Genomic DNA, 22,288 nt, shown 5'->3' on the forward strand with positions numbered 1-22,288 from the left:
TTTTAAGCTCTTGTATCAGGTGTTTCGATTGATTTTAAATAATCATACACAGCAAGTTGGGCCTGAATTTTACGTTTATTTCCGCGGGGAACATAATGATTACTTAAATCTTTGTCAACATAACGTGCTTTTACGGTATCGCTAAATTGCAGCTCTAAAATATCCAACACCCGTTGTTTTAAATGTGGGTCAACTAAGCTAACGGCAACTTCAATGCGGTAGTCAATATTGCGCGTCATCCAGTCAGCGGAGGAAATAAAGACTTTTTCGTCACCCGCATTGGTGAAAACATAGACACGGTCATGCTCAAGGAAGCGGTCAACAATACTGGTTACTTGAATATTTTCACTGTAGCCAGCTTGACCTGCCACTAAAGAGCACATCCCCCTGACTAACAAACGAATTTTGACACCCGCATTGGAGGCATCATACAGTTTGTCAATTAACTCTTTATCGACTAAGTTATTGATTTTTAATGTGATGCCACTGGGGCGCTCAGCGAGCGCATTTTCGATTTCTTGGTCAATTAAGGCCATCAAACGGATCCGTGTATTTTGTGGGGACACCATTAAATTATCAAAAGTCACTGGGCGGTATGGGTTTTCAATAAAGCTAAATACCCGACGAACTTCGTTGGTGATCAGCTCATTTGCAGTGAGTAGGGAGTAATCGGTATAAAGCCGAGCGGTTTTTTCGTTAAAATTACCCGTACCAATATGGGCATAGCGAACGATTTGGCCTTCTTCCATACGTGAAATAATAAATAATTTTGCATGGATTTTAAGCCCTGGCGCGGAGAAAATAACATGCACGCCGGCTTCGGTTAACCGTTTAGCCCAATGAATATTGGCGGCTTCATCAAACCGTGCTTGTAACTCAACGACCACCGTGACTTTTTTTCCATTATGGGCGGCATGAATGACAGAGTCGATAATGCGAGAGTCTTTCGCGACACGGTAAATATTAATTTTAATCGACAAGACATTCGGGTCAAAAGACGCTTGTCGCAATAACTCTAAAGTATGTTCAAAGGTATAGTAGGGATAATACAGCAGCACATCACGTTCACGAATGGCATCGAAACCGTTACGGAAATTATCAAACCAACGATGACGCAGCCTTGGTAATGGCTTGTTTAATAAATTTTTATTTCCCTCATTCGGGAAGTTAATAAAATCTTTAAAATTGTGGTAGCGACCGCCGGCAATCACGGAGTCATCACTGGATAACCCCAGTTTTTCACGTAAAAGAGCAACCATTTCGTCAGGCATATCACGTTGATAGACAAAACGTACAGGCTCTGCGGTTAAACGCTGTTTTAATGTGGATGACATTATCTCAAGTAAGCTCGATTCCATCTCTGTTGCGATGTCGTACTCCGCATCACGCGTCATTTTCATCGAATAGGCATTGAGCTTATCGTAATCAAAGAAGCCTTTGAAAATTTCATCCAGTGTATAGCGAAGGATATTGTCAATTAAAATCATTGACTTGCGACGCTTTGGCATTTCAGGCGGTAGGTTAACAAACCGAGGCACTTTATCGGAAGGAATTTCCAACAGTGCATATTGAATTTGGTTACCATTGATGATTTCAACAGCAAGATACGTGTAGTCATCTTTTAGGAATTCAACGAGATTGGTATCAGGATTAATTAATATTGGCGTAATATGCTGACGCAGATTCTGCCGAAAATATTGACGTAACCAAATCTGTTGGCGTGGAGAAATTTGCCGTTCGTTAATCAAGAATATTTGATTACGCGCCATTTCCAATAGTAAGTCATTGTAGAGAATATCGAATTCTTGTTCTTGTTTGGCAACTCTTGATTGAATTTTTTTTAATAAATGGCGAGCACCGCTTGCCGAACCGCGTTCTTCATTAATTAAAATACGGCGTTTGACGTCGGCGAAGCGGACTTTATAAAATTCGTCTAGATTATTGGAATAAATCCCTAAAAAACGCATTCGTTCAATAAGAGGGTTACGCTTGTCGGCTGCTTCTTGTAAAACACGCTCGTTAAAAGACAGCCAGCTTAACTCTTTTTCATGATAGAGACGTTCTTGGGACATTCTAACTCCGTATTAGACTCTTATTACTTTATGGCTATGATACCAGTCAGTTAGCTAAATGTGTTGTTTAATTGCTTTATCTTGGCTAATAACACTTTCTGGATTGGCAGATTGCTGCTTCATCGTAAAATATTGTTGTTGAAAAATACACATACGGATAGCGGTGTGATAACGGCCATTGACAAAAAACTCGTCGATCAGTTCGCCTTCAGTATGGAAGCCTAGTTTATTATAAATATGGATAGCTTTGACATTTTCTTTATCAACAATAAGATAAAGTTTATATAAGTTTAATACAGAAAACGCGTAGTCCATTGCTAATTTTGCAGCGCGACTCGCATAGCCATGACCTTGATGTCTTGGTGCAATGATAATCTGAAATTCAGAGCGTCGGTGAATATAGTCAATCTCGACCAATTCGACTAGGCCAACTTTTTCGCTGTCGTTCTCGACAATAAAGCGGCGCTCAGACTGGTCATGAATATGTTTATCGTAAAGATCGCTTAACTCAACAAAAGCTTCGTAAGGTTCTTCAAACCAATAACGCATAACACTGGCATTATTATCAAGCTGGTGAATGAAAGCTAAATCTTCACGTTCAAGTGGGCGCAACCTAAACGGATGAACTTGCCCGGTAGTCATAAAAATACCTCTATTTAGTTAGGAAAAATGTTTTGTTCTTCGAAGCTAAGGATAACATTTATTTACGATAAAATAATGACATAGCACAGAGAGATTATCACCTTGTTGAAAAATAATTCATTTTACTTAGGGGGAAGCGGTTTAACTCAATACTGTTCTATGTTATTCCATGTGAAATACGACGAAAAAAGGGTGGAAATCCACCCTTAAAATGCGATTTCGCGTATCACGAATATTATTCGTTAGCGTAACCTTGTTGCGGTAAAATATTATCATCTAACAAAGCCTTACCGTTATCCATCACTAATCGGCCACTGATGAACCACTCAACGACTAATGGATAAATCGCATGTTCTTGGGTTTTTATCCGCTCGATAATATCGTCTTCGTTATCTTGTTCAAAGATAGGCACTCTAGCTTGTAAAATCACAGGCCCGCCATCGAGTTCTTCAGTAACGAAATGAACGGATGTACCATGTTCTTTATCTCCATTTTCCAATGCTTTACGGTGTGTGTGTAAACCAGGATATTTAGGTAACAAAGAAGGATGGATGTTGAGTAATTTCCCCGCAAAGTGGTTGACGAATTGGGCTGATAAAATGCGCATAAAACCGGCTAATACGACTAAATCGGGCTGAAACTGGTCAACATATGCGAGTAAGGCGGCATCATAGGCTTGGCGGTCTGCATACTGTTTCGCATCTAAATAACAGGCTGGGATCCCAGCCTGTTGTGCTCGAATAAGGCCATAAGCATTTTCTTGATTGCTAATGACCGCAACAATTTGAGCGCCGATTGCCCCTGAGTGGCAGTTATCAATCAATGATTGCAAATTACTGCCACTGCCAGAAATGAGGACAACAATTTTTTTCATTAGCGGATCACAACCTGCTCTTCACCCGCGGGTAATGTGCCAATGGTACCGATTTGCCATGCGTTTTCACCAAGTTTGTTCAGCAGAGCAAGCGCATTTGCCACTTCCTGTTGTGGTAGCGCAATAATAATACCGACTCCACAGTTGAAGGTACGGTACATTTCGTGAGTGCTCACATCACCAGCTTGCTGTAACCAGTTAAAGACAGCAGGCCATTGCCAGCTGCTACCGTCAATAATTGCTTGTGTGTTTTCAGGCAGTACGCGAGGAATATTTTCCCAGAAACCACCACCCGTAATGTGGGCAATAGCGTGGATATCGCTGTTTGCGATCAGCTCTAATACATTTTTAACGTAAATGCGTGTTGGTTCTAATAAGTGGTCAGCTAAAGGTTTCCCATCTAATTGCGTTTCTTCTGGGTTGGTTTGACTGACTTCGAGGATCTTGCGAACCAACGAATAGCCATTTGAATGCGGGCCGCTAGACGCTAAAGCAATTAAAGCATCCCCAGCACTCACTTTTCTGCCATCGATGATTTCTGAGCGTTCAACTACGCCAACACAGAAACCAGCCACATCGTAGTCTTCACCATGGTACATCCCCGGCATTTCTGCGGTTTCACCACCAACTAGCGCGCAACCCGATTGTTTACAGCCTTCAGCGATACCGGTGATCACACTCGCAGCGGTATCAACGTCCAGTTTACCGGTCGCGTAATAATCAAGGAAAAACAGAGGCTCTGCGCCTTGAACGATCAAATCATTGACACACATAGCGACAAGGTCAATCCCAATAGAGTCATGACGTTTTAAATCCATTGCTAGGCGTAATTTGGTACCGACACCGTCAGTGCCTGAAACTAAAACAGGCTCACGGTATTTTTGCGGTAGGGAACATAATGCACCGAATCCCCCAAGCCCGCCCATCACTTCAGGGCGGCGGGTTTCTTTTACGACACCTTTAATACGTTCAACCAAGGCGTTACCCGCATCAATATCAACACCGGCATCTTTATAGCTGAGAGAGGTTTTATCAGTCACTACGGCCCCCAAGGCAATTACATTTTTGAGAAAAATAACATCATTGACATTATTCTAACAGGCTAGGCAAACGTTTGCGATAGCTTTGTGTTGGAAATTTTTTTTAGTACTCGCGATCAAAAAAGAGGATTGCTAAGTAGTCGTACAGCAAAATAATAAATGATTTTATTTAAATCAAATTTGCGGTTTAGCCAATTTCAACTTAACTGAGATAAGGTATGATCCTAGAAAAAATTGTGTTAATCGCTGTTGTTTTGACCAAAATCAAGCGTTATCTAGTGGCAACCAAAGCTAAAAGAGGTATAATCCGGCGATTTTTTTGTCCGCCGCCGTCTTAAATAGTAGGAGAAACCCATGAAGATCGTTGAGGTAAAACACCCTCTCGTTAAACATAAACTCGGCCTGATGCGAGATCATGATATAAGCACTAAACGCTTTCGTGAACTGGCCTCAGAGGTTGGTAGCCTACTGACTTATGAAGCAACTGCTGACCTTGAAACTGAAAAAGTGACTATCGATGGTTGGTGTGGTCCTGTAGAAATAGAACAAATTAAAGGTAAGAAAATCACTGTAGTACCCATTCTCCGTGCTGGGATTGGTATGATGAATGGTGTATTAGATAGTATTCCAAGTGCACGTATTAGTGTGGTAGGTGTTTATCGTGATGAAGAAACCCTTCAGCCTGTTCCTTATTTCCAAAAACTCGCCTCTAACATTGAAGAACGTATGGCATTAGTCGTTGACCCAATGTTAGCAACGGGTGGCTCAATGATTGCTACCATTGATTTGTTAAAAAATGCGGGTTGTACCTCGATTAAAATCTTAGTCCTTGTTGCAGCGCCAGAAGGTTTAAAAGCGTTAGAAGCTGCGCATCCAGATGTTGAATTATACACCGCTTCAATTGATGAGTATTTAAATGAAGAGGGGTATATCGTTCCGGGTCTCGGTGACGCGGGCGACAAGATATTTGGTACTAAATAATGATAAGCCGACTGAGAAGTCGGCTTTTTTTTGATTAATTGTAGAGACTCACTGCTTATTCAGTGATTAGCCACTTCGCTAAAAGAGGATAAAGTCACATGACTCGTCGCACCATCAGTGTTGAAGAAAGACCGCCATTATTACAAACTATCCCACTGAGCCTTCAACATCTGTTTGCTATGTTTGGCGCAACCGTTATCGTACCCATTCTGTTTGGTGTAAACCCCGCGACAATTTTGCTGTTTAATGGAATAGGGACGCTGCTGTATCTATTTATTTGTAAAGGGCAGATCCCAGCTTATTTAGGTTCAAGCTTTGCATTCATTTCCCCTGTGTTGATTTTATTACCATTAGGTTATGAGCTGGCGCTCGGCGGCTTTATTATTTGTGGTGTGTTGTTCTGTATCGTTGCATTGATTGTTAAAGTTGCGGGAAGAGGGTGGATCAACGTGATGTTTCCCCCAGCGGCAATGGGAGCAATTGTGGCTGTGATCGGTTTAGAGCTTGCTCAAACCGCTGCAGGTATGGCTGGGCTTTTACCTAAAGATGGTGCAGTGGTTGATTCAAATACGTTAATTATCTCCTTGACGACGTTATCGGTCACTATTCTTTGCGCTGTCGTTTTCCGTGGGTTTTTATCTATAATCCCGATTTTGATTGGCTTTTTAGCGGGTTATGCATTGTCCTATTTTATGGGTATTGTGGATTTCACCCCTGTCATTGAAGCCCCATGGTTTGCTATCCCGACATTTTATACACCACGTTTCGAATGGTTTGCCATTTTAACTATTTTACCTGCGGCTCTAGTGGTAATTGCTGAGCACGTAGGGCACTTAGTGGTCACTGCGAATATTGTTGAACGTGACTTAATGAAATCACCAGGTTTGCATCGCTCAATGTTTGCCAATGGGTTCTCTACAGTGATTTCAGGGTTTTTTGGTTCTACACCGAATACGACTTATGGTGAAAATATTGGGGTAATGGCAATTACCAAGGTATACAGTACTTGGGTGATTGGTGGCGCTGCAATTATCGCCATTTTATTATCTTGTGTCGGTAAGTTAGCCGCGGCTATTCAATTAGTGCCGGTTCCTGTAATGGGCGGGGTTTCACTCTTATTATACGGGGTGATTGGTGCATCAGGTATTCGCGTATTGATTGATTCAAAAGTCGATTATAACAAGCCACAGAATTTGATTTTAACCTCAGTGATTTTAATTATTGGTGTCAGTGGTGCGGTTATCCATATAGGTCAAGCTGAACTCAAGGGTATGGCGTTGGCAACGATAGTCGGGATCTTTATGGCATTATTGTTCCGCTTTATTACGTTTGTTAGGCCTGAAAAGCAATTTGTAACATCTGAAGTGCAAGAGCTTGATAGCAATAAAAAATAAGCCATGTGACTTTCCTTATTGCCGTTCGGTTGTTCGAGCGGCATTTGGTCACCGTTCTTATTCATCTATCCGTATTTTTTATGGTAAACTGCGAGATGAAAATTGATTTGTACAGCCAGAGGCGCTTCTGAACACACCATCACAGCTTTCATTACCACTATATCTGCCAGATGATGAAACCTTTGCAAGCTTTTATGCAGGGGAAAATGGGGCGTTGCTGTCTGCTATTCAGTCTGCTATTAATCAACCACACGGTAGTTATATCTATTATTGGTCGCGAGAAGGTGGTGGAAAAAGCCATTTATTGCATGCAGCTTGTGCTGAACTGTCTGAACAAGGCATCGCAGTAGGCTATGTCCCTTTAGATAAACGTGCATATTTTGTCCCTGAAGTACTAGACGGGATGGAGCATTTATCACTCGTTTGTATTGATAACATTCAGTGTATTGCGGGTGATGAAGAGTGGGAAATGGCGATTTTCAATCTATATAATCGTATTTTGGAAATTGGCCGAACTTGTTTATTAATCACTGGGGATAGGCCACCTCGGCAAATCGAACTGAAATTACCTGATTTAGCCTCTCGCCTTGATTGGGGGCAAATTTATAAACTGCATCCACTCAGTGATGAAGATAAGATTTGGGCTCTTCAATTACGCGCTCGTATTCGTGGTTTCGAATTACCGGAAGATGTGTGCCGTTTCGTATTAAAACGCTTAGATAGAAAAATGGGAACCTTGTTTGATATCTTAAACAAACTTGACCACGCATCCATCGTTGCTCAGCGCAAATTAACGATCCCTTTCGTAAAAGATATTCTAAAACTTTAGCGGGCTAAGCGAGTTGGCAGCTGCACAGCTGCCAAAATAGCGATTATAAAATTTCACTCACTTGCTCAGGTGGACGCCCTAAACGCGCTTTATCTCCATTCACAACGATAGGTCGTTCAATCAACTTAGGGTTCTCATGCATCGCTTTGATGAGTTGTGCTTGAGTTAAAGAGTCATCGGCTAATTTTAATTCTTTATATAACTCGTCTTTGGTACGCATTAATTGACGAGCATCTTTGAACCCTAACATTTCAAGCAGTTTTTTGATTTCAGCCACGCTTGGAGGCGTATTTAAATACTCGATCACGGTTGGCGTAATGCCTTTATCTGTTAAAAGCGCTAACGTTTCTCGGCTTTTAGAGCAACGTGGGTTGTGATAAATCTTAATTGAATCCGTCATTATTTAATTCCTTACGGTTTTGCATTTTGATCGCGTAATTGTAGTTTTCGAAGTGCATCAATGCGAGCGTCATAACGCTGTTGCTCGTAACTGCCTAAACGGCTTTGGCGACTCGCATCACTGAGATAATTAATCGCAATGTCGTAATTACCTCGTAATGCCATCCCTTCTGCGTAAGCAGCAAGTTCTTCAGTACGTTTACCTTGTTTTGCGGATGCCTCTGCCAGTAAATCCCAACCAATTGGGTCATCAGGGTAATCAAATGTGTATTTATTCAGTAAAGTTGTCGCTTCTTTATACTGATGATTGTTAATTAGCGCATTAGCTAGGTTGACCATAAATACGGTGTTTTTTGGTGCTTTTTTCAATGCATTTTGTAAGCGGGATACCGCTCTAGCAACTTGATGCTGTTCAATATCGACATCTGTCATACTGTCGATAAACCAAGGGTTATCGGGTTGTTTCGCTAATAGCTCTGTCAGGATTTTACCTGCTTCTGCGTATTTTTTGTCTTGAGAAAGGAGTAAAGCTTTCCCATATTGAGCCGCAATTTGTTCTTGTGCAGAACCTTTCCCGTAATTTTCAATGATTTGGTCTAAAGCATGTTTTTGCTCGGTGCTATACATGGCCAAAATACGGACTCTGGCTAACATAAAATCCAGTGATGAAGGCACACTCACTTTAGGGTATTGGTTCGAGCGGTTTCTGGCATCCGCTAAACGGCTATCCGGTAAGGGGTGCGTTAGCAGGATTTCAGGGGGCTTAGACATATAGCGGGTTTGGTCTGACATGGTTTGCATAAAATCAGCCATGGCGTGTGGGTCAAAGCCAGAGCGCCTTAATGTTTGCAAGCCAATACGGTCAGCTTCTTGTTCATTGGCTTGGGTAAAGCTTATCATGCCTTGCTGCACCCCAGCCATCGTGCTGGTTAATGCTGCAAAACCAGCTTGAGGGTTTGCCATGACTAACAGTAAAGAACCAATAGTCCCAGCAATCGCGAGAGGCGTGGTGCTCTTTTGGTCTTCCATCATTCGCGCAAGGTGCCTTTGTGTAACGTGAGATATTTCGTGCGCCATGACGGAGGCTAGCTGACTTTCATTTTGGCTGTACCGGAACAATGCGGAGTGCAGCACGACATTTCCCCCAAAATAGGCGTATGCGTTAATATTGGGGTTGTTAACTAAGTAGAACTTAAACGGTGTTTTAACTGAGTCGGCATTTTTCACTAACCGCATGCCAAGTTTGTTAACATATTGGGTTAACAGCGGGTCATAAATAAGAGGGGTGCTGGCACGTATTTGGCGTGTGATAGCATCTCCCATAATAATTTCTTGGTTGATACTAAGAGTGCCTCCCGCCGTCGTTCCTATATCGGGTAAGGTATCTTCAATTGCACTATAAGCAGGTAAAACTGCACCGTTCATTAGCGCAGCGATCATGAAAGCCAATAATGGACATTTTAAATTTTTCTTCATGAAACGTGAGTATCCCATACAACATTTTAATTTAGGGTAAGTACCGACTTTATTTCGGGTGTACTTTAAGTAAGGCACTTAAAAATGCGAAAAGTTTAAAACACATGATAGCAAAAGCTACCGTAAAATCTGTTCTTCGGTATAATTTTCGTTACTTTAGGAACTGTCCTTTGTGTTATTCCCCAGGAGCAATAAATGCTGGAATTGTTTTTACAGTGGTATCGTCGGCGTTTTGCGGACCCACAAGCCATAGCCCTCTTTACATTACTCGTATCGGGGTTTGTGATCATCTTCTTTTTCAGCAGTATACTGGCGCCATTGCTGGCGGCAATTGCTTTAGCTTATTTGCTTGAATGGCCAACAAACTTATTACAGCGCATAGGGCTATCCCGCTCAGTTTCTGTCGGTATCATTTTGACCTTGTTTGCAGGAATAAGTGCCATGGTTATTTTAATTATTGCGCCGACAGCATGGCAGCAAGGAATTAATTTGATGGCCGATCTACCAAATATGGTTAACAGGTTCAATGAATTTGCACAGAAACTTCCAGAACAATACCCTGCATTAGTGGATGTTGGCATCATCGATATGATGGCCGATAACCTCCGTAGCCGTATGTCAGGTATTGCAGACTCAGTGGTTAAAGCGTCAGTGGCTTCGTTAATTGGTATTTTTACTTTAGCCGTTTACTTAGTTCTCGTGCCATTGATGACATTCTTCCTTTTAAAAGATAAAGAACGTATTAGCAAAAGTTTTCTTAAATTGTTACCCAAAAACCGTTTGTTAGTAGGAAAAGTTTGGGTTGAAATGAATGAACAAATCACCAACTACTTACGAGGAAAAGTTACAGAAATGGTGATTGTTGGGGTGGCGACCTATTTATGTTTTGCTTATTTTGACTTGCGTTATTCCGTATTGTTATCGGTTCTAGTCGGCGTGGCGGTATTAATCCCTTATATTGGTGCGGTAGCGGCTACGATCCCTGTGGTTATTGTTGCACTCTTTCAGTTTGGTATTGGCAGCGAATTTTGGTACTTAATGTTGGCATATTTAGTGATCCAAGGTTTGGATAGCAACGTTGTTGTGCCTTTATTGTTTTCTGAAGCGGTGAATTTACATCCACTTGTGATTATTTTATCGGTTGTGATCTTTGGTAGGTTATGGGGCTTTTGGGGCGTATTTTTTGCAATACCATTAGCAACGCTGATTAAAGCGGTTATCCATGTATGGCCGGAAGAAACAACAGAATCAACCAAATAGGTTAGGAATAGTGCTGTATGGGGGCATACAGCACTATGCGGTGATGATTAAGCGTGTGTATTAATGTAATCAAGTACGATTTCGTGGTGGTTACTGGTTTTAAAATTGTCAAAGACGTGTTCTATTTTCCCAGTAGGGTCAACGAGGAAGCTAATACGATGAATTCCATCATAGGTTTTCCCCATGAATTGTTTTTCACCCCAAACTCCAAATTGCTCACATACTTGGTGGTCTTCATCTGATAATAAAGTGAAGTTCAACATCTCTTTTTCAGCGAAACGAGACAGTTTTTCTGGCTTGTCTGTGCTAATACCTAATACTTCGACACCTTTCGCTTTAAGTGTATCCATTTCATCACGTAGACCACACGCTTGAACAGTACAGCCAGGTGTCATCGCTTTAGGATAAAAGTAAACTAATACGCGTTGACCCTGATAATCAGAAAGATTGATGAGCTCACCATCTTGGTCAGGAAGGCTAAATTGAGGCGCCTTATCACCGGCTTTCAATGGGTTCATTACATATATCTCCGTTAACTTTGCATATTGGGGTTGTTAACAATACTTATGTTGCCTTTGGCATTTAGCATTGTACACAGTTGTTGAAATTTATTTTTTATGATTATGCCATTATCGTCCAACGGATCGTGTGCAGTAATCTGAATTTCCAGTTGAGCGGGCATATCATTATTGGCTGGTTGTGTTTTAGAAACAAGCTCCGCGATATTACATTGAGAGGTTGTGAATAAATTTGTGAATTGCTCGACAATACGGGGTGCATCGTCAACAACAATATTCACTGTTACGGTTGATGGATAATAGGTTGTTTGGACACTCTGGGTTCTTTTCATTACGATGAGCAAGTCAAGCTCAGCACCTTTAGGTGGCAATGTCGCCTCTAAAAGGGTGATTGCATTCCAGCTGCCTGATAACATCATAATAAAGGTGAATTCCTTGCCAAACATCGCTAAGCGACTATCTTCAATATTACAGTCACACTCGCTGACGAGGCGTGTAATGGTATTCACAATGCCCGGACGATCTGTTCCCAGCGCAGTAATGACAAGAAATTGCTGTTCAGTCTTAGGCAAAGTCTATTCCTTAGTATTTTAATTATGTTAGTTAAATATTTGATTAGAATATAGCTGTATAATTCGAGCACTAAAAACTGGCTAACTATAAAGGTAAGGAAACCATAAAAAAGGCAATCTGCCAAGAGGGGAAATAGACTCTTGCGAGAAATGTCAGTGAATTATTACTTCTATTTAAGTTAATGTCTTTGGCATTAACAAAATTCATTAAATTCTTGCTATTGAGTGGTTTTCTTCTTTGAAATGAAAAAGTAACATGGGGGTTCAATTATTGAGGGGTATCGCTATGGCTAATGGAAACGCAAATTATAAAGATTTTTTAACAGGAAGCATTGTTGCAGTCATTACACCAATGGATTCGGCAGGGCGTTTAGATAAAGCCAGTCTAAAAAAATTGGTGGATTACCATGTTGAAAGCGGAACAACGGCTATTGTTTCTGTTGGTACAACTGGCGAGTCAGCAACCTTAACGCATAAAGAGCATGTCGATGTCGTGAAAGCGACGCTCGAATTAGCGGATGGCCGTATTCCTATTATTGCAGGAGCGGGCGCAAACGCAACAGCAGAAGCTATTTCTCTAACAAATGATTTTGAAAACAGTGGCGTAGTTGCTTGCCTGACAGTAACACCTTATTATAATAGACCTTCTCAGGAAGGGTTATATCAGCACTTTAAAGCAATATCAGAAAACACCAGCTTGCCACAAATTCTTTATAATGTACCATCACGGACGGGCTGTGATATGTTGCCAGAAACCGTGGGGCGTTTAGCAAAACTGGCGAATATTGTTGCAATTAAAGAGGCAACAGGGAACTTAGCTAGGGTTCATCAAATCAAAGAACTGGTTGATGATGATTTTGTACTGCTAACAGGTGATGACGCAACAGCACTTGATTTCATGCAACTAGGTGGTAAAGGCGTTATTTCGGTCACATCCAACGTTGCTGCAGCGCAGATGGTAAAAATGTGTGACTTAGCGCTTGCAGGCAAATATACTGAGGCGCGTGAATTAAATAAAAAACTGATGGGGCTTCATCTTCAGTTATTTGTTGAACCAAATCCAATTCCAGCGAAGTGGGGCTGTCATCGCTTAGGTCTGATTTCAGATGGTACATTACGGTTGCCAATGACACCGTTAACCACCTCAGGCCAGCAAAAAGTTGAGGAAGCTTTGAGACTCGCTGGGTTACTGTAAAATTTAGGGAATTTTAATGGCAACATTATTGCAAAAATCGAAGGTTATGAAGGTTGCTGGCCTGTCACTTGTCGTGTTACTGGCAGCCTGCTCCAGCGATCAGCGCTATAAACGTCAGGTCAGTGGTGATGAGGAATATCTCAATGCTGCGCCATTGAAAGTGTTGAATGTGCCACAAGGGCTGACATTACCAGAACAAAATGGTGAGTATGACATCCCTAAAGCCACATCAACAGGGGCAATAGGAAAAGCGTTAGATATTCGTCCACCAGTACTGACAATTTCGCAATTAGCGGGCTCACGTACAGAGGATAGCGCGGAAGCAAGTCGTTTGTTGCTAGAAAATACACCTGAAAATAGTGCACTTTGGTCACAAGTTACGATGATCTTAGAGCAAAGAGGGATCCCAGTTTCATCTAAAGACGATGGTTCTCGCTCAATTGAAACCGATTGGGTTAAATGGGATCGTGCAGATGAAAACGTTCCAATTGAAAGCCGCCATAAAGTCACGGTGCAACCCGAAAACGGTATGATGGCATTGACGGTAACAAGCTTAGGTTTACGTCAAGGCGGAGAGACAATTACCGATGTTGTCGAAACTCAACGATATAACAAACTGTTATTGAATGAATTAACCGATAACTTATATACATTACGTGATACTTCAAACAAAGGTAGCATTCAAAACGCGTATGGCATTATAGATGTTCAAACGGGTAGTGATGATACTGGCTTACCTTTAATTGTCGTTCGTGCACCATTTGACGCAGTATGGGAGCGTTTACCTCACACCTTAGAAAGTGTTGGTATGAAAGTGGGTGATCGTACACGTTCAAGTGGTTCTGTAATGGTGACTTACAAAGGTTTAAGCAGCTCAGAATGGCAGGCCTTGGGCATTGATGACCCAACTGTGCCAGAAGCAGACTATAAAGTGCAGGTCGGTGATTTAAATAACCGTAGCACACTGCAATTTATCACCACTAAAGGTGTGCCTTTAACACAAAAACAAAATGATGAAATGGTTGCAGCGCTGAAAGCAGCATTTAGTAAAGCACCCGCTAAAAAGTCATAATTCAACATTTTGAGATTGTTAATTAAACCGTAGCTTAAATACAAGCTGCGGTTTTTTTATTTAAATTGGATGGGGTTGTATTAGGGTAAAGATATTAAGTTTCATACTCATAGGCTGGTGGTTATCAGCTCTGTATTTTGTTTATTTCATGCTACTCGTAATCTATATACTTAATTAGTTATTAATTAGCATTTCATCAATTTGAATTTTCCTTCTCTGGTAGGCTAATTTTATTTTTCATATTTCCACCTAAAACAAATGGACAAAAAATCAGTGTTTATGGTTAAGTAATCGTTTGCGTCTGCTCGGGAATTTTATTATCATGATTAGCAGTGAATTATAAAATATTGAATATCAGCGAGTTAGCGTTTCGCATGGTGATTTTCAGTAACTGACTGAAACAGAGCAGAAAATTAACAATGAATAGGCCATTTGGCTGGTTTTTGTTCTTCTGTTACTTATCTGAATCTGCTGTGCAGGTTGATTTTGTTTAGTTTAATCACATCTCTGGAGTGTGTAAGATGCAAAAGAAAGCTGAGTTGTATCGTGGTAAGGCAAAAACAGTCTATACCACAGAGGATCCTGATCTACTGGTTCTGGAGTTCCGTAATGATACATCAGCACTCGATGGTGAACGTATCGAGCAGTTTGACCGTAAAGGTATGGTAAATAACAAATTTAATCATTTCATTATGAGTAAATTAGAAGCCGCCGGTATTCCAACGCAAATGGAAGCATTGTTGTCTGACACAGAAGCTCTGGTGAAAAAGTTAGATATGGTGCCGGTTGAGTGTGTGATCCGTAACCGTGCAGCAGGTTCACTGGTAAAACGCTTAGGTGTTGAAGAGGGCATGGAATTAAATCCGCCACTATTCGACTTATTTTTAAAGGACGATGCCAAACATGACCCGATGGTGAATGAATCGTACTGTGAGACATTTGGCTGGGTGAGTAAAGAAAACTTGGCAAAAATGCGTGAGCTAAGCTACAAAGCCAATGAAGTGCTCAGTAAAATTTTTGCTGATGCAGGGTTAATCTTAGTCGATTTTAAACTGGAGTTTGGCTTGTATAAAGGCCAAGTGGTATTAGGCGATGAATTTTCCCCAGACGGTAGCCGTTTATGGGACAAAGAAACGCTAAATAAAATGGATAAAGACCGTTTTCGTCAGAGCCTTGGCGGTTTAATTGAGGCTTACGAAGAAGTCGCTCGTCGTATTGGCGTACAGTTAGATTAATCGATTTCCTATAATTTGAATGAAATTTTAGCCTGCATTGCAGGCTATTTTTTTAGCTATAAACTCAAGGTGGCTATTGGCGGATCAAATGAGTGATCCATGAAGCGAGAGCGGTATCCGTGGTACTTATTTGTAGTTGCTGACTAAGTGACATCAATGTCGGTGCGGGAAGTGGGCTTTCAACTTGTAACTCAGGATGACCTAATACTTCCCGTGGTTGACCATCAGCAATTAGATTACCCTTTGATAGATGCAATACACGCTGAAAATGGCGGGCAACAAAATCAAGGTCGTGGCTGATGGAAACGACAGTTACCCCTTTTTTTCTTTGTAATGTCAGCCAATCTTCAAACTTTCGCATCCAAAAGGCATCAAAGTCACGGCTTGGTTCATCAAGCAGCAATAGCTTAGGGGAAACAGCCTCTAAACAGGCAACAGCAACCATCCTTCGCTGGCCTGCATGCAAATCTAAAGGGTGTTTATCCGCTACGTCGGATAGATGACAAATTTCAAGTGCCTGATGTATTCGGTCTTGAATATCACGTTTATGATATTTCTGGCGTTTTAAGCCAAACGCAATTTCATCACGCACACGACTATGAAAAATTTGTTTCTCAGCTTCTTGGAATAAAATGCCGATATGGTTGGCTCTTTGTGGTGAAGAGAGAAGGTTAATCGGCTGGCTATCAAGCCGAATGTCGCCTTGTGTGGGGTGTAATAACCCCGCTAAAAGGCGTAACAATGTTGATTTTCCTGCACCATTATCCCCAACCAAAGCAACCCATTCACCAGGGTGAATAGACAGAGATAAAGATTGTATATTATCAATGGTTGAATTTGGCCAACGATAACTCAGATTGTTAAGCAGTAACATATTGCTCCTTAAACATCTGTAGCAATTGCGCTTCATCGTGGGGAATATTTCCTTGCCAATGCCCTAATTTGACCAGCTCACCTACCGCCCGCCATGCATCTGGCATATTGATTGTTTCAATAGCATCAAGAAAAACATCATTTAAACTGCCTGTTGCGACCATTTTCCCAGCTTCTTGAAAGGCTTGGCCTGTACTTAGCAAAAGGAATGAGTCACAGAAACGGATGGCCGGTAGTAAGTTACGTTCAAAAAAAATAATGCTGCAGCCCGTTTGTTCTGTATAGCGTTGTAATTGGGCTAAAATGCGTTGTGTTGCACTTGGGGTTAGCCGACTAAACGCTTCATCGAGTAAAAGGAGTTTAGGCTGCATCGCTAATGCACTGGCTAACACAACGCGCTGTGCTTCACCGCCGGATAAGGTAGCAGGATGACGCGTTCGCAGTGCCTCACAAAATGTGAGTTCAATGGCTAGTTCAACTCGCTCACTAATTTCTTCGGGTGTTAAACCGAGGTTCTCGGGGCCGAATGCAATTTCCTGTTCAACGGTAAACGCGCAGCCTGAGAGTTGTAATTGGGGGGATTGCTGAACAAGTTGGCGTGAAATAGACACCTGAACCACCACGTTATCAGCTAAAGGTGCTTGCAATACCTCTGCGGTTCCTTCAATTTTTCCCTGGATGAGCTCATTGTGCCAACCGGCAAGTATTTGTGCTAACGTGCTTTTTCCACTGCCGTTACCACCTAATACACATAGCCATTGGCCTGCTTTAAGCGGAAGGTCAATCGGCCCTAATAAGGATTGCTCCGCACCTTGCGGAATGAAGCGCATTTGTTGTAAATTCACCACCACAGAGAGAGACCACCTTCAATAATAATTAACAAAACTAACCCATACCTAAGCAAGGCTTGGTGGGGGCTATCCACCGGTGGGTTCAATGTCGTGCGTTTAGTGCAATAGCGAAAGCCACGCATATCTAATGCAGCGCCACGAATACTCAGTTCACTCAAGGTATTACTGGCAAGTGGAAACAATAGGGCTGGTAACGATGTAATACGCTGCCAAAAGCGACCATCAAGAGGAACGCCTCTGGCTATTTGTGCTTCACGGATGGTGCTCAATTGTTGACGAAGTTGTTCGGCAAGTAATAATGGGCCAGCGAGTAGATAAGCGAAGCTCGCAGGTAAACGGCTAGCAAACAAAGCACGAATAAAGCGCTCAGTCGGTACATATTGCAGCCAAAGTTGAGAAGCACTAATAATTGTCAATAACTTAAACCATAGCGCCAGCGCAAACTCAGGGCGGCTATTTTTTAAAGTGTCCCCGCTTAAGAGCTGAGCTAGCCAGCCTCCATGAATTAACCAAAGCCCTGCCGCCATGGGAAGCATAATCCACGCAACTATTTTCCAACGGTAGCGCGCAGGCCGCCAAAACAATAAAGCAGTGAAAGTGCTGCACCCTAGCACAATTAATGGCCAGCTCAGCGGTAAGAAAAGCGAACTTGCACTGAGCCAAAACCAAATTGTCAGCGAGGTGAAGGGGTGCATTTAACGGACCTTCGCTATATTTGGATAATTACGTTGAACACGTTCGGGTAATTGTCGAACCAGTAACCAAGCAATAATGGCAGAGGCTACTTTATCTGCAATATTGGCGCCTAATACCGTAATGGCCACAGATTCCAATAAGTTATCGCCAACTGCATGGAAATATGCAACAAAAAAATCAGCGCCGCTACCAGTTGTCCCCGCAAATAAGTAAGTGCGAATAGGAACGGCAACGATCATTAACGCAAAAGTAATCACAACACCGGATAAGATCACTCTTGGTAAGGTACGAAAACCGCCTGCACGAGCTAATAAGCCAGCACTCAGGCCAATCATCATCGCAACAGGCGCGAATGCAGCTGCAATTGGACCACTGAGTAAGCCCCATAATAAATTCGTGAGTAAGCCACTTAATAACGCAACCCAAGGGCCAGCTAATAATGCACAAATTAATGTTCCGATCGAATCTAAAAATATTGGCAGTTTTAGCATCGAACTTAATTGGCCAATGACCATATTAATGGCAATAGAAAACACAATTAAAGTCAAAGTGCGACTAGATATAATCGATGTTTTACCCATGACAAAGTCATTCCTTACAGTAATAAAATAATAAAATTAACGAGAGGTGATAATAAGCTCTTCATAACCAGACAACGGGCAAGGCTCACGAGTGAAATTAACTTTCTCAAGTTCCCCAATAACCAGCTCTAATGTGGTTCTAACCGTACAACCCGGCATCATATGGCCACCGAGGACTTTTCCGTGTTCATCGGAGACAGATAAATGCAGGTGTTCACCTTGGGCATCTAACGTGCCAATGAATGAAACAATTTCATATTTACCAGTTATTTGAAAGGTATTCTCTTGGCCTGCAAAACGCAGAGCAACGTCAGTTAAGCTGCCGACACTACTGACAATAAATGCAGCTTGTAGGCCATACTGCTCAATTTTTTGTCTTAATGTTAAGATCACATCTTCGCCAGGGACTAAGCGGATGGCAATAAAACGAGCGTTTGAATAGGGTGATAAAAGTTGATTCATATTATTAATCCTAATAATTGTGCTTGCGCTAAGCGTCCCACAACCATTGAAATCACTAAAATTATAAATAATGCGAAGTTATGATTTTTCAGTATTAATTGTTCGTAATTATTATACGCAATTGAGATGGATTGTCTGGCGGTAAAGGTATTTCGGCCTATCTTCAGCAAAAGGCACCATAAGTTGGTTTTTATAATGATAAATATAAAAAAAAGGGAGAAGTAAAAAAATAAACAGTGATGAATATTCCGAATATTTAGCTTAAGTTTTATCGATGGTCAGGATTATCCGTATTACCATGTTAATTTTTATTCAATTAAGGGTGTCACCGTCAGATATTCTGAGAGACTATTTTTCTAAAAGCATTAAATAGCGAATAAAAAATAGCTCAAATGTCACATTTTGGTTAATTAACTGTGCAGAGATAGTGGCTTATTATTAATTAAAAATATCGTTATAAAAATAAAAAGAGTTGGCGTTAATATTTGCTTCTTTGATAATGAGCCAATAACATGTTTTTAAGTCAGTCGATTGACTGCAAATAAATTATAATTGTGCGTTTTACAGGGACAAATCTATGAGTCATGTTGATCCAACACTAATCATTCTCTTGGTATTAGCTGGGTTAGGTATTATCAGTCATAATATGACAGTCACCCTTGCGATGCTATTTTTATTGGTAGTCAGAATAACACCATTGAATAATTATTTTCCATGGATTGAAAAATATGGTTTAACCATTGGCATACTTATCTTAACTATCGGCGTTATGACACCAATTGCGAGCGGCAAAATAACCGCTGGTGAGGTATTGAGCTCATTTTTGAATTGGAAATCGATTTTGGCAATTGTTATTGGCATCGCGGTTTCCTGGTTGGGTAGCCGAGGCGTCACATTAATGACCCATCAACCGTCTACCGTTGCAGGCTTACTTGTTGGAACCGTGATTGGCGTTGCCTTATTCCGTGGTGTGCCTGTAGGGCCTTTAATCGCAGCAGGGATATTGTCATTATTAATTGGTAAATCATAGCGTTATGATGTTTAAATTACTTCCTGCTATTATCGAACAATTGCATTTGGTTGGCATGCGTCGTCTTATGGTTCTTTCTGGCGACGATGCGTGGGTAGAACAGCAACTCAACCAACTGCAAGCTAGTATTGAGGGCGACTGGCTAACGATTTCATCAGACTTGCCTCACGGTATTTCCCCTGACAATGCCCATTTATTATTGGGCCGTGAATTTTTGCATGGCATCTTTGATGTACGTAAAGGTTTTCATAGTGAAGCACTCGCCATGCTGGCGGGCACGTTAAAAGCAGGGAGTTTGTTAATATTATGCACCGCACCTCAATCTGAGTGGGCGACAAATAATGATGTCGACAGCCTTCGCTGGAATGAACAATCGGGAGTGATCCCGACCCCGAATTTTGTTCATCACCTACAACGAGCTTTCAAAGCATCCCCCGACATTTTATTTTATAAACAAGGGGATAATCCTAACTTCGCATTACTAAAAAACAAACCGTTATGGCAAGCACCTACAGGCCAGCCAACAAAACAACAACAACAAATAATTAGCCAATTATTAAGCGCAGAACATGGAGTTTGGGGCTTAATAGCGCCAAGAGGGCGGGGAAAATCGGCAATAGCAGGCATGTTAATACAACAATTTGGGGGGGAGTGTTGGTGCTGTGCCCCCGCCAAAGTGGCGACGGAAGTCTTAAGCCGACATGCAGGCCAATCGATTAACTTTTGGTCCCCTGATAACTTATTAGCCTATTGCCGCAGCAATGAAAAAATAACAGCAGATTGGCTGATCATTGATGAAGCTTCCGCTATTCCTAATTATATATTACGAGAGCTAGTCGAGTATTTTCCTCGTGTTTTATTAACCACAACAGTCGATGGCTATGAGGGAACAGGGCGTGGTTTTATGTTGAAATTCTGCGCAAGCCTAACGCATTTCAGGTTATTGCAACTTGATAGCCCTATGCGTTATGCGGCTAATGACGCCTTAGAATCATGGGTTAATAGCGCTCTATTACTGCAAGAGCCCACCTCTCAAACGGTTATTACTGAAACTGTTGAATATAAAGCGTTAACTCAGGCGTCATTAGTAGAAAATAATGAAAAACTAAGCGCATTTTATGGCCTATTGATGAGCGCACACTATCGAACGTCACCATTAGATTTACGACGGCTATTGGATGCTCAGCAGCAACATTTTATGGTAGCAAAAACGGGGCTTCATGATTGTGCTTATTTAGGTGCATTATGGATGGTGGATGAAGGGCAACTAACCGAATCATTGAGTTGGCAAATATGGGCTGGTCTTCGTCGACCTAGAGGGAATTTGGTTGTCCAGTCATTGGCGGCTCACAGTGCTTTTCCTAATGCGGCACAGTGGCAATCTCGCCGTGTAATGCGTATTGCGGTTGATGTGAACCACCGTAGGCGTCAAATTGGTTTAACGTTGTTAGAAAAACAGAAAGCCATTGCTACAGAGCAAGGGATGGATTTTTTATCGGTTAGTTTTGGGCTAACACCCGATTTAACGGCTTTTTGGCAAAAAGCCAGTTTTAGGCTGATACGCATTGGCACTCATAAAGAAGCCAGTAGTGGCTGTTTTACCGCAATGGCTATTCTACCGATTTCAAACCGTGCATACCAACTCTGTGAACAGGGGGAGTTACGGCTAAAACGTGACCTATATTGGCGCAGTGATTTACAAGAGTTTGCTTTCACAACAGACTCACAACAGCAATTAACGGCAGATGATTGGGTTGAACTCATCGGTTTTAGTGAGTTTAAACGGCCCATTTCTGCGAGTGAAAGTGCGATCCTGCGTTTATTGAAGGAAGAAAAAAACGGGCTTTCGCTTCTCAGACGGCACTTTGTGTCATGTGAACCCATCGCACAGATTTGCGCAGATGTTGGTATAACAGGGCAAAAGCAATGGCTACAACGAGTAAGAGAAGAGGTTGGTATACAGGTAAAACAATACCAACCCACGCTGTTAGCGGAGATAAAGCAAAAAGTTATTTCTTCTTGTCTTTAGGCCAATCGTCTTCATCATCCCAAAGGTGGTTATTATCTTGATGTGGGGGGATCTCTGGTTTGTCATCTAAAAACTTTTTGGGATCTAATTTCATCATTTCTTTGACTGAATTCCAGATAAGCCCCACTAACAATAGTATGATTATCCACCAGTAGTCTGCTAACCATTGCATACATTACCTTCCATTCGTCATTCTTTGAGCTGTCT

22 protein-coding genes and 1 pseudogene are annotated in these 22,288 nt (G+C 41.7%); 9 read left to right on the forward strand and 14 right to left on the reverse strand.

The window, feature by feature from the left end:
• Positions 1 to 2 precede the first annotated feature (2 nt).
• The 4 genes from ppk1 to purM form a co-directional block, all read right to left on the reverse strand.
• Entirely contained in the window at positions 3 to 2,072 is a 2,070-nt protein-coding gene (gene ppk1, locus PSF42_RS09760; RefSeq protein WP_125891141.1) for a polyphosphate kinase 1, read from the reverse strand.
• A 54-nt stretch (positions 2,073 to 2,126) separates the two neighbouring features.
• Positions 2,127 to 2,714 (reverse strand): spermidine N1-acetyltransferase, encoded by a 588-nt coding sequence (gene speG, locus PSF42_RS09765; protein WP_125891140.1) that lies wholly within the window; start codon positions 2,712 to 2,714, stop codon positions 2,127 to 2,129.
• Positions 2,715 to 2,949: 235 nt separating this feature from the next.
• A complete protein-coding gene (gene purN / locus PSF42_RS09770; RefSeq protein ID WP_125891139.1) occupies positions 2,950 to 3,588 on the reverse strand; it encodes a phosphoribosylglycinamide formyltransferase in 639 nt (212 codons plus the stop codon).
• On the reverse strand, positions 3,588 to 4,628 hold the full coding sequence (gene purM / locus PSF42_RS09775) for a phosphoribosylformylglycinamidine cyclo-ligase (RefSeq protein ID WP_272679923.1): 1,041 nt from the start codon (positions 4,626 to 4,628) through the stop codon (positions 3,588 to 3,590). The genes purN and purM overlap by 1 nt, the downstream gene beginning before the upstream one ends.
• Positions 4,629 to 4,982: 354 nt before the next feature.
• Between purM and upp the strand changes: the two genes are divergently transcribed.
• From upp to hda, 3 genes are all read left to right on the forward strand, one after another.
• The gene (gene upp / locus PSF42_RS09780; protein ID WP_004253541.1) at positions 4,983 to 5,609 is read left to right on the forward strand and encodes a uracil phosphoribosyltransferase; all 627 of its coding nucleotides are present in this window, start codon (positions 4,983 to 4,985) and stop codon (positions 5,607 to 5,609) included.
• Between the two features lie 98 nt (positions 5,610 to 5,707).
• Complete coding sequence (uraA, locus tag PSF42_RS09785) at positions 5,708 to 7,003, forward strand: uracil permease (protein ID WP_004253542.1); 1,296 nt, start codon at positions 5,708 to 5,710, stop codon at positions 7,001 to 7,003.
• Positions 7,004 to 7,130: 127 nt separating this feature from the next.
• The gene (gene hda / locus PSF42_RS09790) at positions 7,131 to 7,832 is read left to right on the forward strand and encodes a DnaA inactivator Hda (RefSeq protein WP_036957653.1); all 702 of its coding nucleotides are present in this window, start codon (positions 7,131 to 7,133) and stop codon (positions 7,830 to 7,832) included.
• A gap of 43 nt (positions 7,833 to 7,875) precedes the next feature.
• Here the strand turns inward: hda and arsC are convergent, their stop codons facing one another.
• Positions 7,876 to 8,232 carry an arsenate reductase (glutaredoxin) gene (gene arsC / locus PSF42_RS09795; RefSeq protein WP_125891137.1) on the reverse strand — a complete coding sequence of 119 codons (357 nt, stop codon included), beginning with the start codon at positions 8,230 to 8,232 and terminating at the stop codon, positions 7,876 to 7,878.
• A gap of 11 nt (positions 8,233 to 8,243) precedes the next feature.
• Complete coding sequence (locus tag PSF42_RS09800) at positions 8,244 to 9,707, reverse strand: beta-barrel assembly-enhancing protease (protein WP_213912620.1); 1,464 nt, start codon at positions 9,705 to 9,707, stop codon at positions 8,244 to 8,246.
• Positions 9,708 to 9,902: 195 nt separating this feature from the next.
• Here PSF42_RS09800 and PSF42_RS09805 point away from each other — a divergent pair, with 195 nt between their 5' ends.
• Positions 9,903 to 10,967: an AI-2E family transporter gene (locus PSF42_RS09805; RefSeq protein ID WP_272679924.1), complete on the forward strand. Its 1,065-nt coding sequence runs from the start codon at positions 9,903 to 9,905 to the stop codon at positions 10,965 to 10,967.
• 47 nt (positions 10,968 to 11,014) lie between these two features.
• Here the strand turns inward: PSF42_RS09805 and bcp are convergent, their stop codons facing one another.
• Both bcp and PSF42_RS09815 read right to left on the reverse strand, forming a co-directional pair.
• A complete protein-coding gene (gene bcp / locus PSF42_RS09810) occupies positions 11,015 to 11,485 on the reverse strand; it encodes a thioredoxin-dependent thiol peroxidase (RefSeq protein ID WP_004253548.1) in 471 nt (156 codons plus the stop codon).
• A 14-nt stretch (positions 11,486 to 11,499) separates the two neighbouring features.
• Complete coding sequence (locus PSF42_RS09815; RefSeq protein ID WP_102139830.1) at positions 11,500 to 12,057, reverse strand: glycine cleavage system transcriptional repressor; 558 nt, start codon at positions 12,055 to 12,057, stop codon at positions 11,500 to 11,502.
• Between the two features lie 286 nt (positions 12,058 to 12,343).
• On the opposite strand from PSF42_RS09815, the gene dapA reads away from it, so the two are divergent.
• The 3 genes from dapA (at position 12,344) to purC (ending at position 15,559) form a co-directional block, all read left to right on the forward strand.
• Positions 12,344 to 13,252 (forward strand): 4-hydroxy-tetrahydrodipicolinate synthase, encoded by a 909-nt coding sequence (dapA, locus tag PSF42_RS09820; RefSeq protein WP_125891134.1) that lies wholly within the window; start codon positions 12,344 to 12,346, stop codon positions 13,250 to 13,252.
• Between the two features lie 16 nt (positions 13,253 to 13,268).
• A complete protein-coding gene (gene bamC, locus PSF42_RS09825; RefSeq protein ID WP_125891133.1) occupies positions 13,269 to 14,324 on the forward strand; it encodes an outer membrane protein assembly factor BamC in 1,056 nt (351 codons plus the stop codon).
• 521 nt (positions 14,325 to 14,845) lie between these two features.
• Positions 14,846 to 15,559 (forward strand): phosphoribosylaminoimidazolesuccinocarboxamide synthase, encoded by a 714-nt coding sequence (purC, locus tag PSF42_RS09830; RefSeq protein WP_102139833.1) that lies wholly within the window; start codon positions 14,846 to 14,848, stop codon positions 15,557 to 15,559.
• 193 nt (positions 15,560 to 15,752) lie between these two features.
• On the opposite strand, the pseudogene PSF42_RS09835 reads toward purC, so the two are convergent.
• From PSF42_RS09835 to PSF42_RS09855, 5 genes and pseudogenes are all read right to left on the reverse strand, one after another.
• Positions 15,753 to 16,433 (reverse strand): annotated as a pseudogene (locus tag PSF42_RS09835) (energy-coupling factor ABC transporter ATP-binding protein); the annotation flags it as partial.
• Entirely contained in the window at positions 16,420 to 17,283 is an 864-nt protein-coding gene (locus PSF42_RS09840) for an energy-coupling factor ABC transporter ATP-binding protein (RefSeq protein WP_272679926.1), read from the reverse strand. The pseudogene PSF42_RS09835 and the gene PSF42_RS09840, both read right to left, overlap by 14 nt.
• Positions 17,274 to 17,978, reverse strand: a complete 705-nt coding sequence (locus tag PSF42_RS09845; protein WP_272679927.1) for an energy-coupling factor transporter transmembrane component T — start codon at positions 17,976 to 17,978, stop codon at positions 17,274 to 17,276. Before PSF42_RS09845 ends, PSF42_RS09840 begins: the two co-directional genes overlap by 10 nt.
• Positions 17,979 to 18,560: an ECF transporter S component gene (locus PSF42_RS09850; protein ID WP_272679928.1), complete on the reverse strand. Its 582-nt coding sequence runs from the start codon at positions 18,558 to 18,560 to the stop codon at positions 17,979 to 17,981.
• Positions 18,561 to 18,596: 36 nt separating this feature from the next.
• Positions 18,597 to 19,022: a PPC domain-containing DNA-binding protein gene (locus PSF42_RS09855; RefSeq protein WP_125891129.1), complete on the reverse strand. Its 426-nt coding sequence runs from the start codon at positions 19,020 to 19,022 to the stop codon at positions 18,597 to 18,599.
• Between the two features lie 577 nt (positions 19,023 to 19,599).
• Here PSF42_RS09855 and PSF42_RS09860 point away from each other — a divergent pair.
• Complete coding sequence (locus PSF42_RS09860; RefSeq protein ID WP_125891128.1) at positions 19,600 to 20,052, forward strand: DUF441 domain-containing protein; 453 nt, start codon at positions 19,600 to 19,602, stop codon at positions 20,050 to 20,052.
• A gap of 4 nt (positions 20,053 to 20,056) precedes the next feature.
• Positions 20,057 to 22,081, forward strand: a complete 2,025-nt coding sequence (locus PSF42_RS09865) for a tRNA(Met) cytidine acetyltransferase TmcA (protein ID WP_272679929.1) — start codon at positions 20,057 to 20,059, stop codon at positions 22,079 to 22,081.
• On the opposite strand, the gene PSF42_RS09870 is transcribed toward PSF42_RS09865, so the two are convergent.
• Entirely contained in the window at positions 22,062 to 22,253 is a 192-nt protein-coding gene (locus PSF42_RS09870; RefSeq protein ID WP_125891127.1) for a YpfN family protein, read from the reverse strand. The genes PSF42_RS09865 and PSF42_RS09870 overlap by 20 nt on opposite strands.
• Positions 22,254 to 22,288: the final 35 nt, after the last annotated feature.

This window comes from Providencia sp. PROV032, from assembly GCF_028484875.1.
In the GTDB taxonomy this organism is placed as follows: Bacteria; Pseudomonadota; Gammaproteobacteria; order Enterobacterales; family Enterobacteriaceae; genus Providencia; species Providencia rettgeri_E.

Excerpts from the sequence above, each read along its gene's own strand:
- ppk1 (WP_125891141.1), bottom strand. The coding sequence starts at position 2,072 with ATGTCCCAAGAACGTCTCTATCATGAAAAAGAGTTAAGCTGGCTGTCT.
- speG (WP_125891140.1), bottom strand. The coding sequence starts at position 2,714 with ATGACTACCGGGCAAGTTCATCCGTTTAGGTTGCGCCCACTTGAACGT.
- purN (WP_125891139.1), bottom strand. The coding sequence starts at position 3,588 with ATGAAAAAAATTGTTGTCCTCATTTCTGGCAGTGGCAGTAATTTGCAA.
- upp (WP_004253541.1), top strand. The coding sequence starts at position 4,983 with ATGAAGATCGTTGAGGTAAAACACCCTCTCGTTAAACATAAACTCGGC.
- uraA (WP_004253542.1), top strand. The coding sequence starts at position 5,708 with ATGACTCGTCGCACCATCAGTGTTGAAGAAAGACCGCCATTATTACAA.
- arsC (WP_125891137.1), bottom strand. The coding sequence starts at position 8,232 with ATGACGGATTCAATTAAGATTTATCACAACCCACGTTGCTCTAAAAGC.
- PSF42_RS09800 (WP_213912620.1), bottom strand. The coding sequence starts at position 9,707 with ATGAAGAAAAATTTAAAATGTCCATTATTGGCTTTCATGATCGCTGCG.
- PSF42_RS09805 (WP_272679924.1), top strand. The coding sequence starts at position 9,903 with ATGCTGGAATTGTTTTTACAGTGGTATCGTCGGCGTTTTGCGGACCCA.
- bcp (WP_004253548.1), bottom strand. The coding sequence starts at position 11,485 with ATGAACCCATTGAAAGCCGGTGATAAGGCGCCTCAATTTAGCCTTCCT.
- dapA (WP_125891134.1), top strand. The coding sequence starts at position 12,344 with ATGGCTAATGGAAACGCAAATTATAAAGATTTTTTAACAGGAAGCATT.
- bamC (WP_125891133.1), top strand. The coding sequence starts at position 13,269 with ATGGCAACATTATTGCAAAAATCGAAGGTTATGAAGGTTGCTGGCCTG.
- purC (WP_102139833.1), top strand. The coding sequence starts at position 14,846 with ATGCAAAAGAAAGCTGAGTTGTATCGTGGTAAGGCAAAAACAGTCTAT.
- PSF42_RS09845 (WP_272679927.1), bottom strand. The coding sequence starts at position 17,978 with ATGCACCCCTTCACCTCGCTGACAATTTGGTTTTGGCTCAGTGCAAGT.
- PSF42_RS09850 (WP_272679928.1), bottom strand. The coding sequence starts at position 18,560 with ATGGGTAAAACATCGATTATATCTAGTCGCACTTTGACTTTAATTGTG.
- PSF42_RS09855 (WP_125891129.1), bottom strand. The coding sequence starts at position 19,022 with ATGAATCAACTTTTATCACCCTATTCAAACGCTCGTTTTATTGCCATC.
- PSF42_RS09860 (WP_125891128.1), top strand. The coding sequence starts at position 19,600 with ATGAGTCATGTTGATCCAACACTAATCATTCTCTTGGTATTAGCTGGG.
- PSF42_RS09865 (WP_272679929.1), top strand. The coding sequence starts at position 20,057 with ATGATGTTTAAATTACTTCCTGCTATTATCGAACAATTGCATTTGGTT.
- PSF42_RS09870 (WP_125891127.1), bottom strand. The coding sequence starts at position 22,253 with ATGCAATGGTTAGCAGACTACTGGTGGATAATCATACTATTGTTAGTG.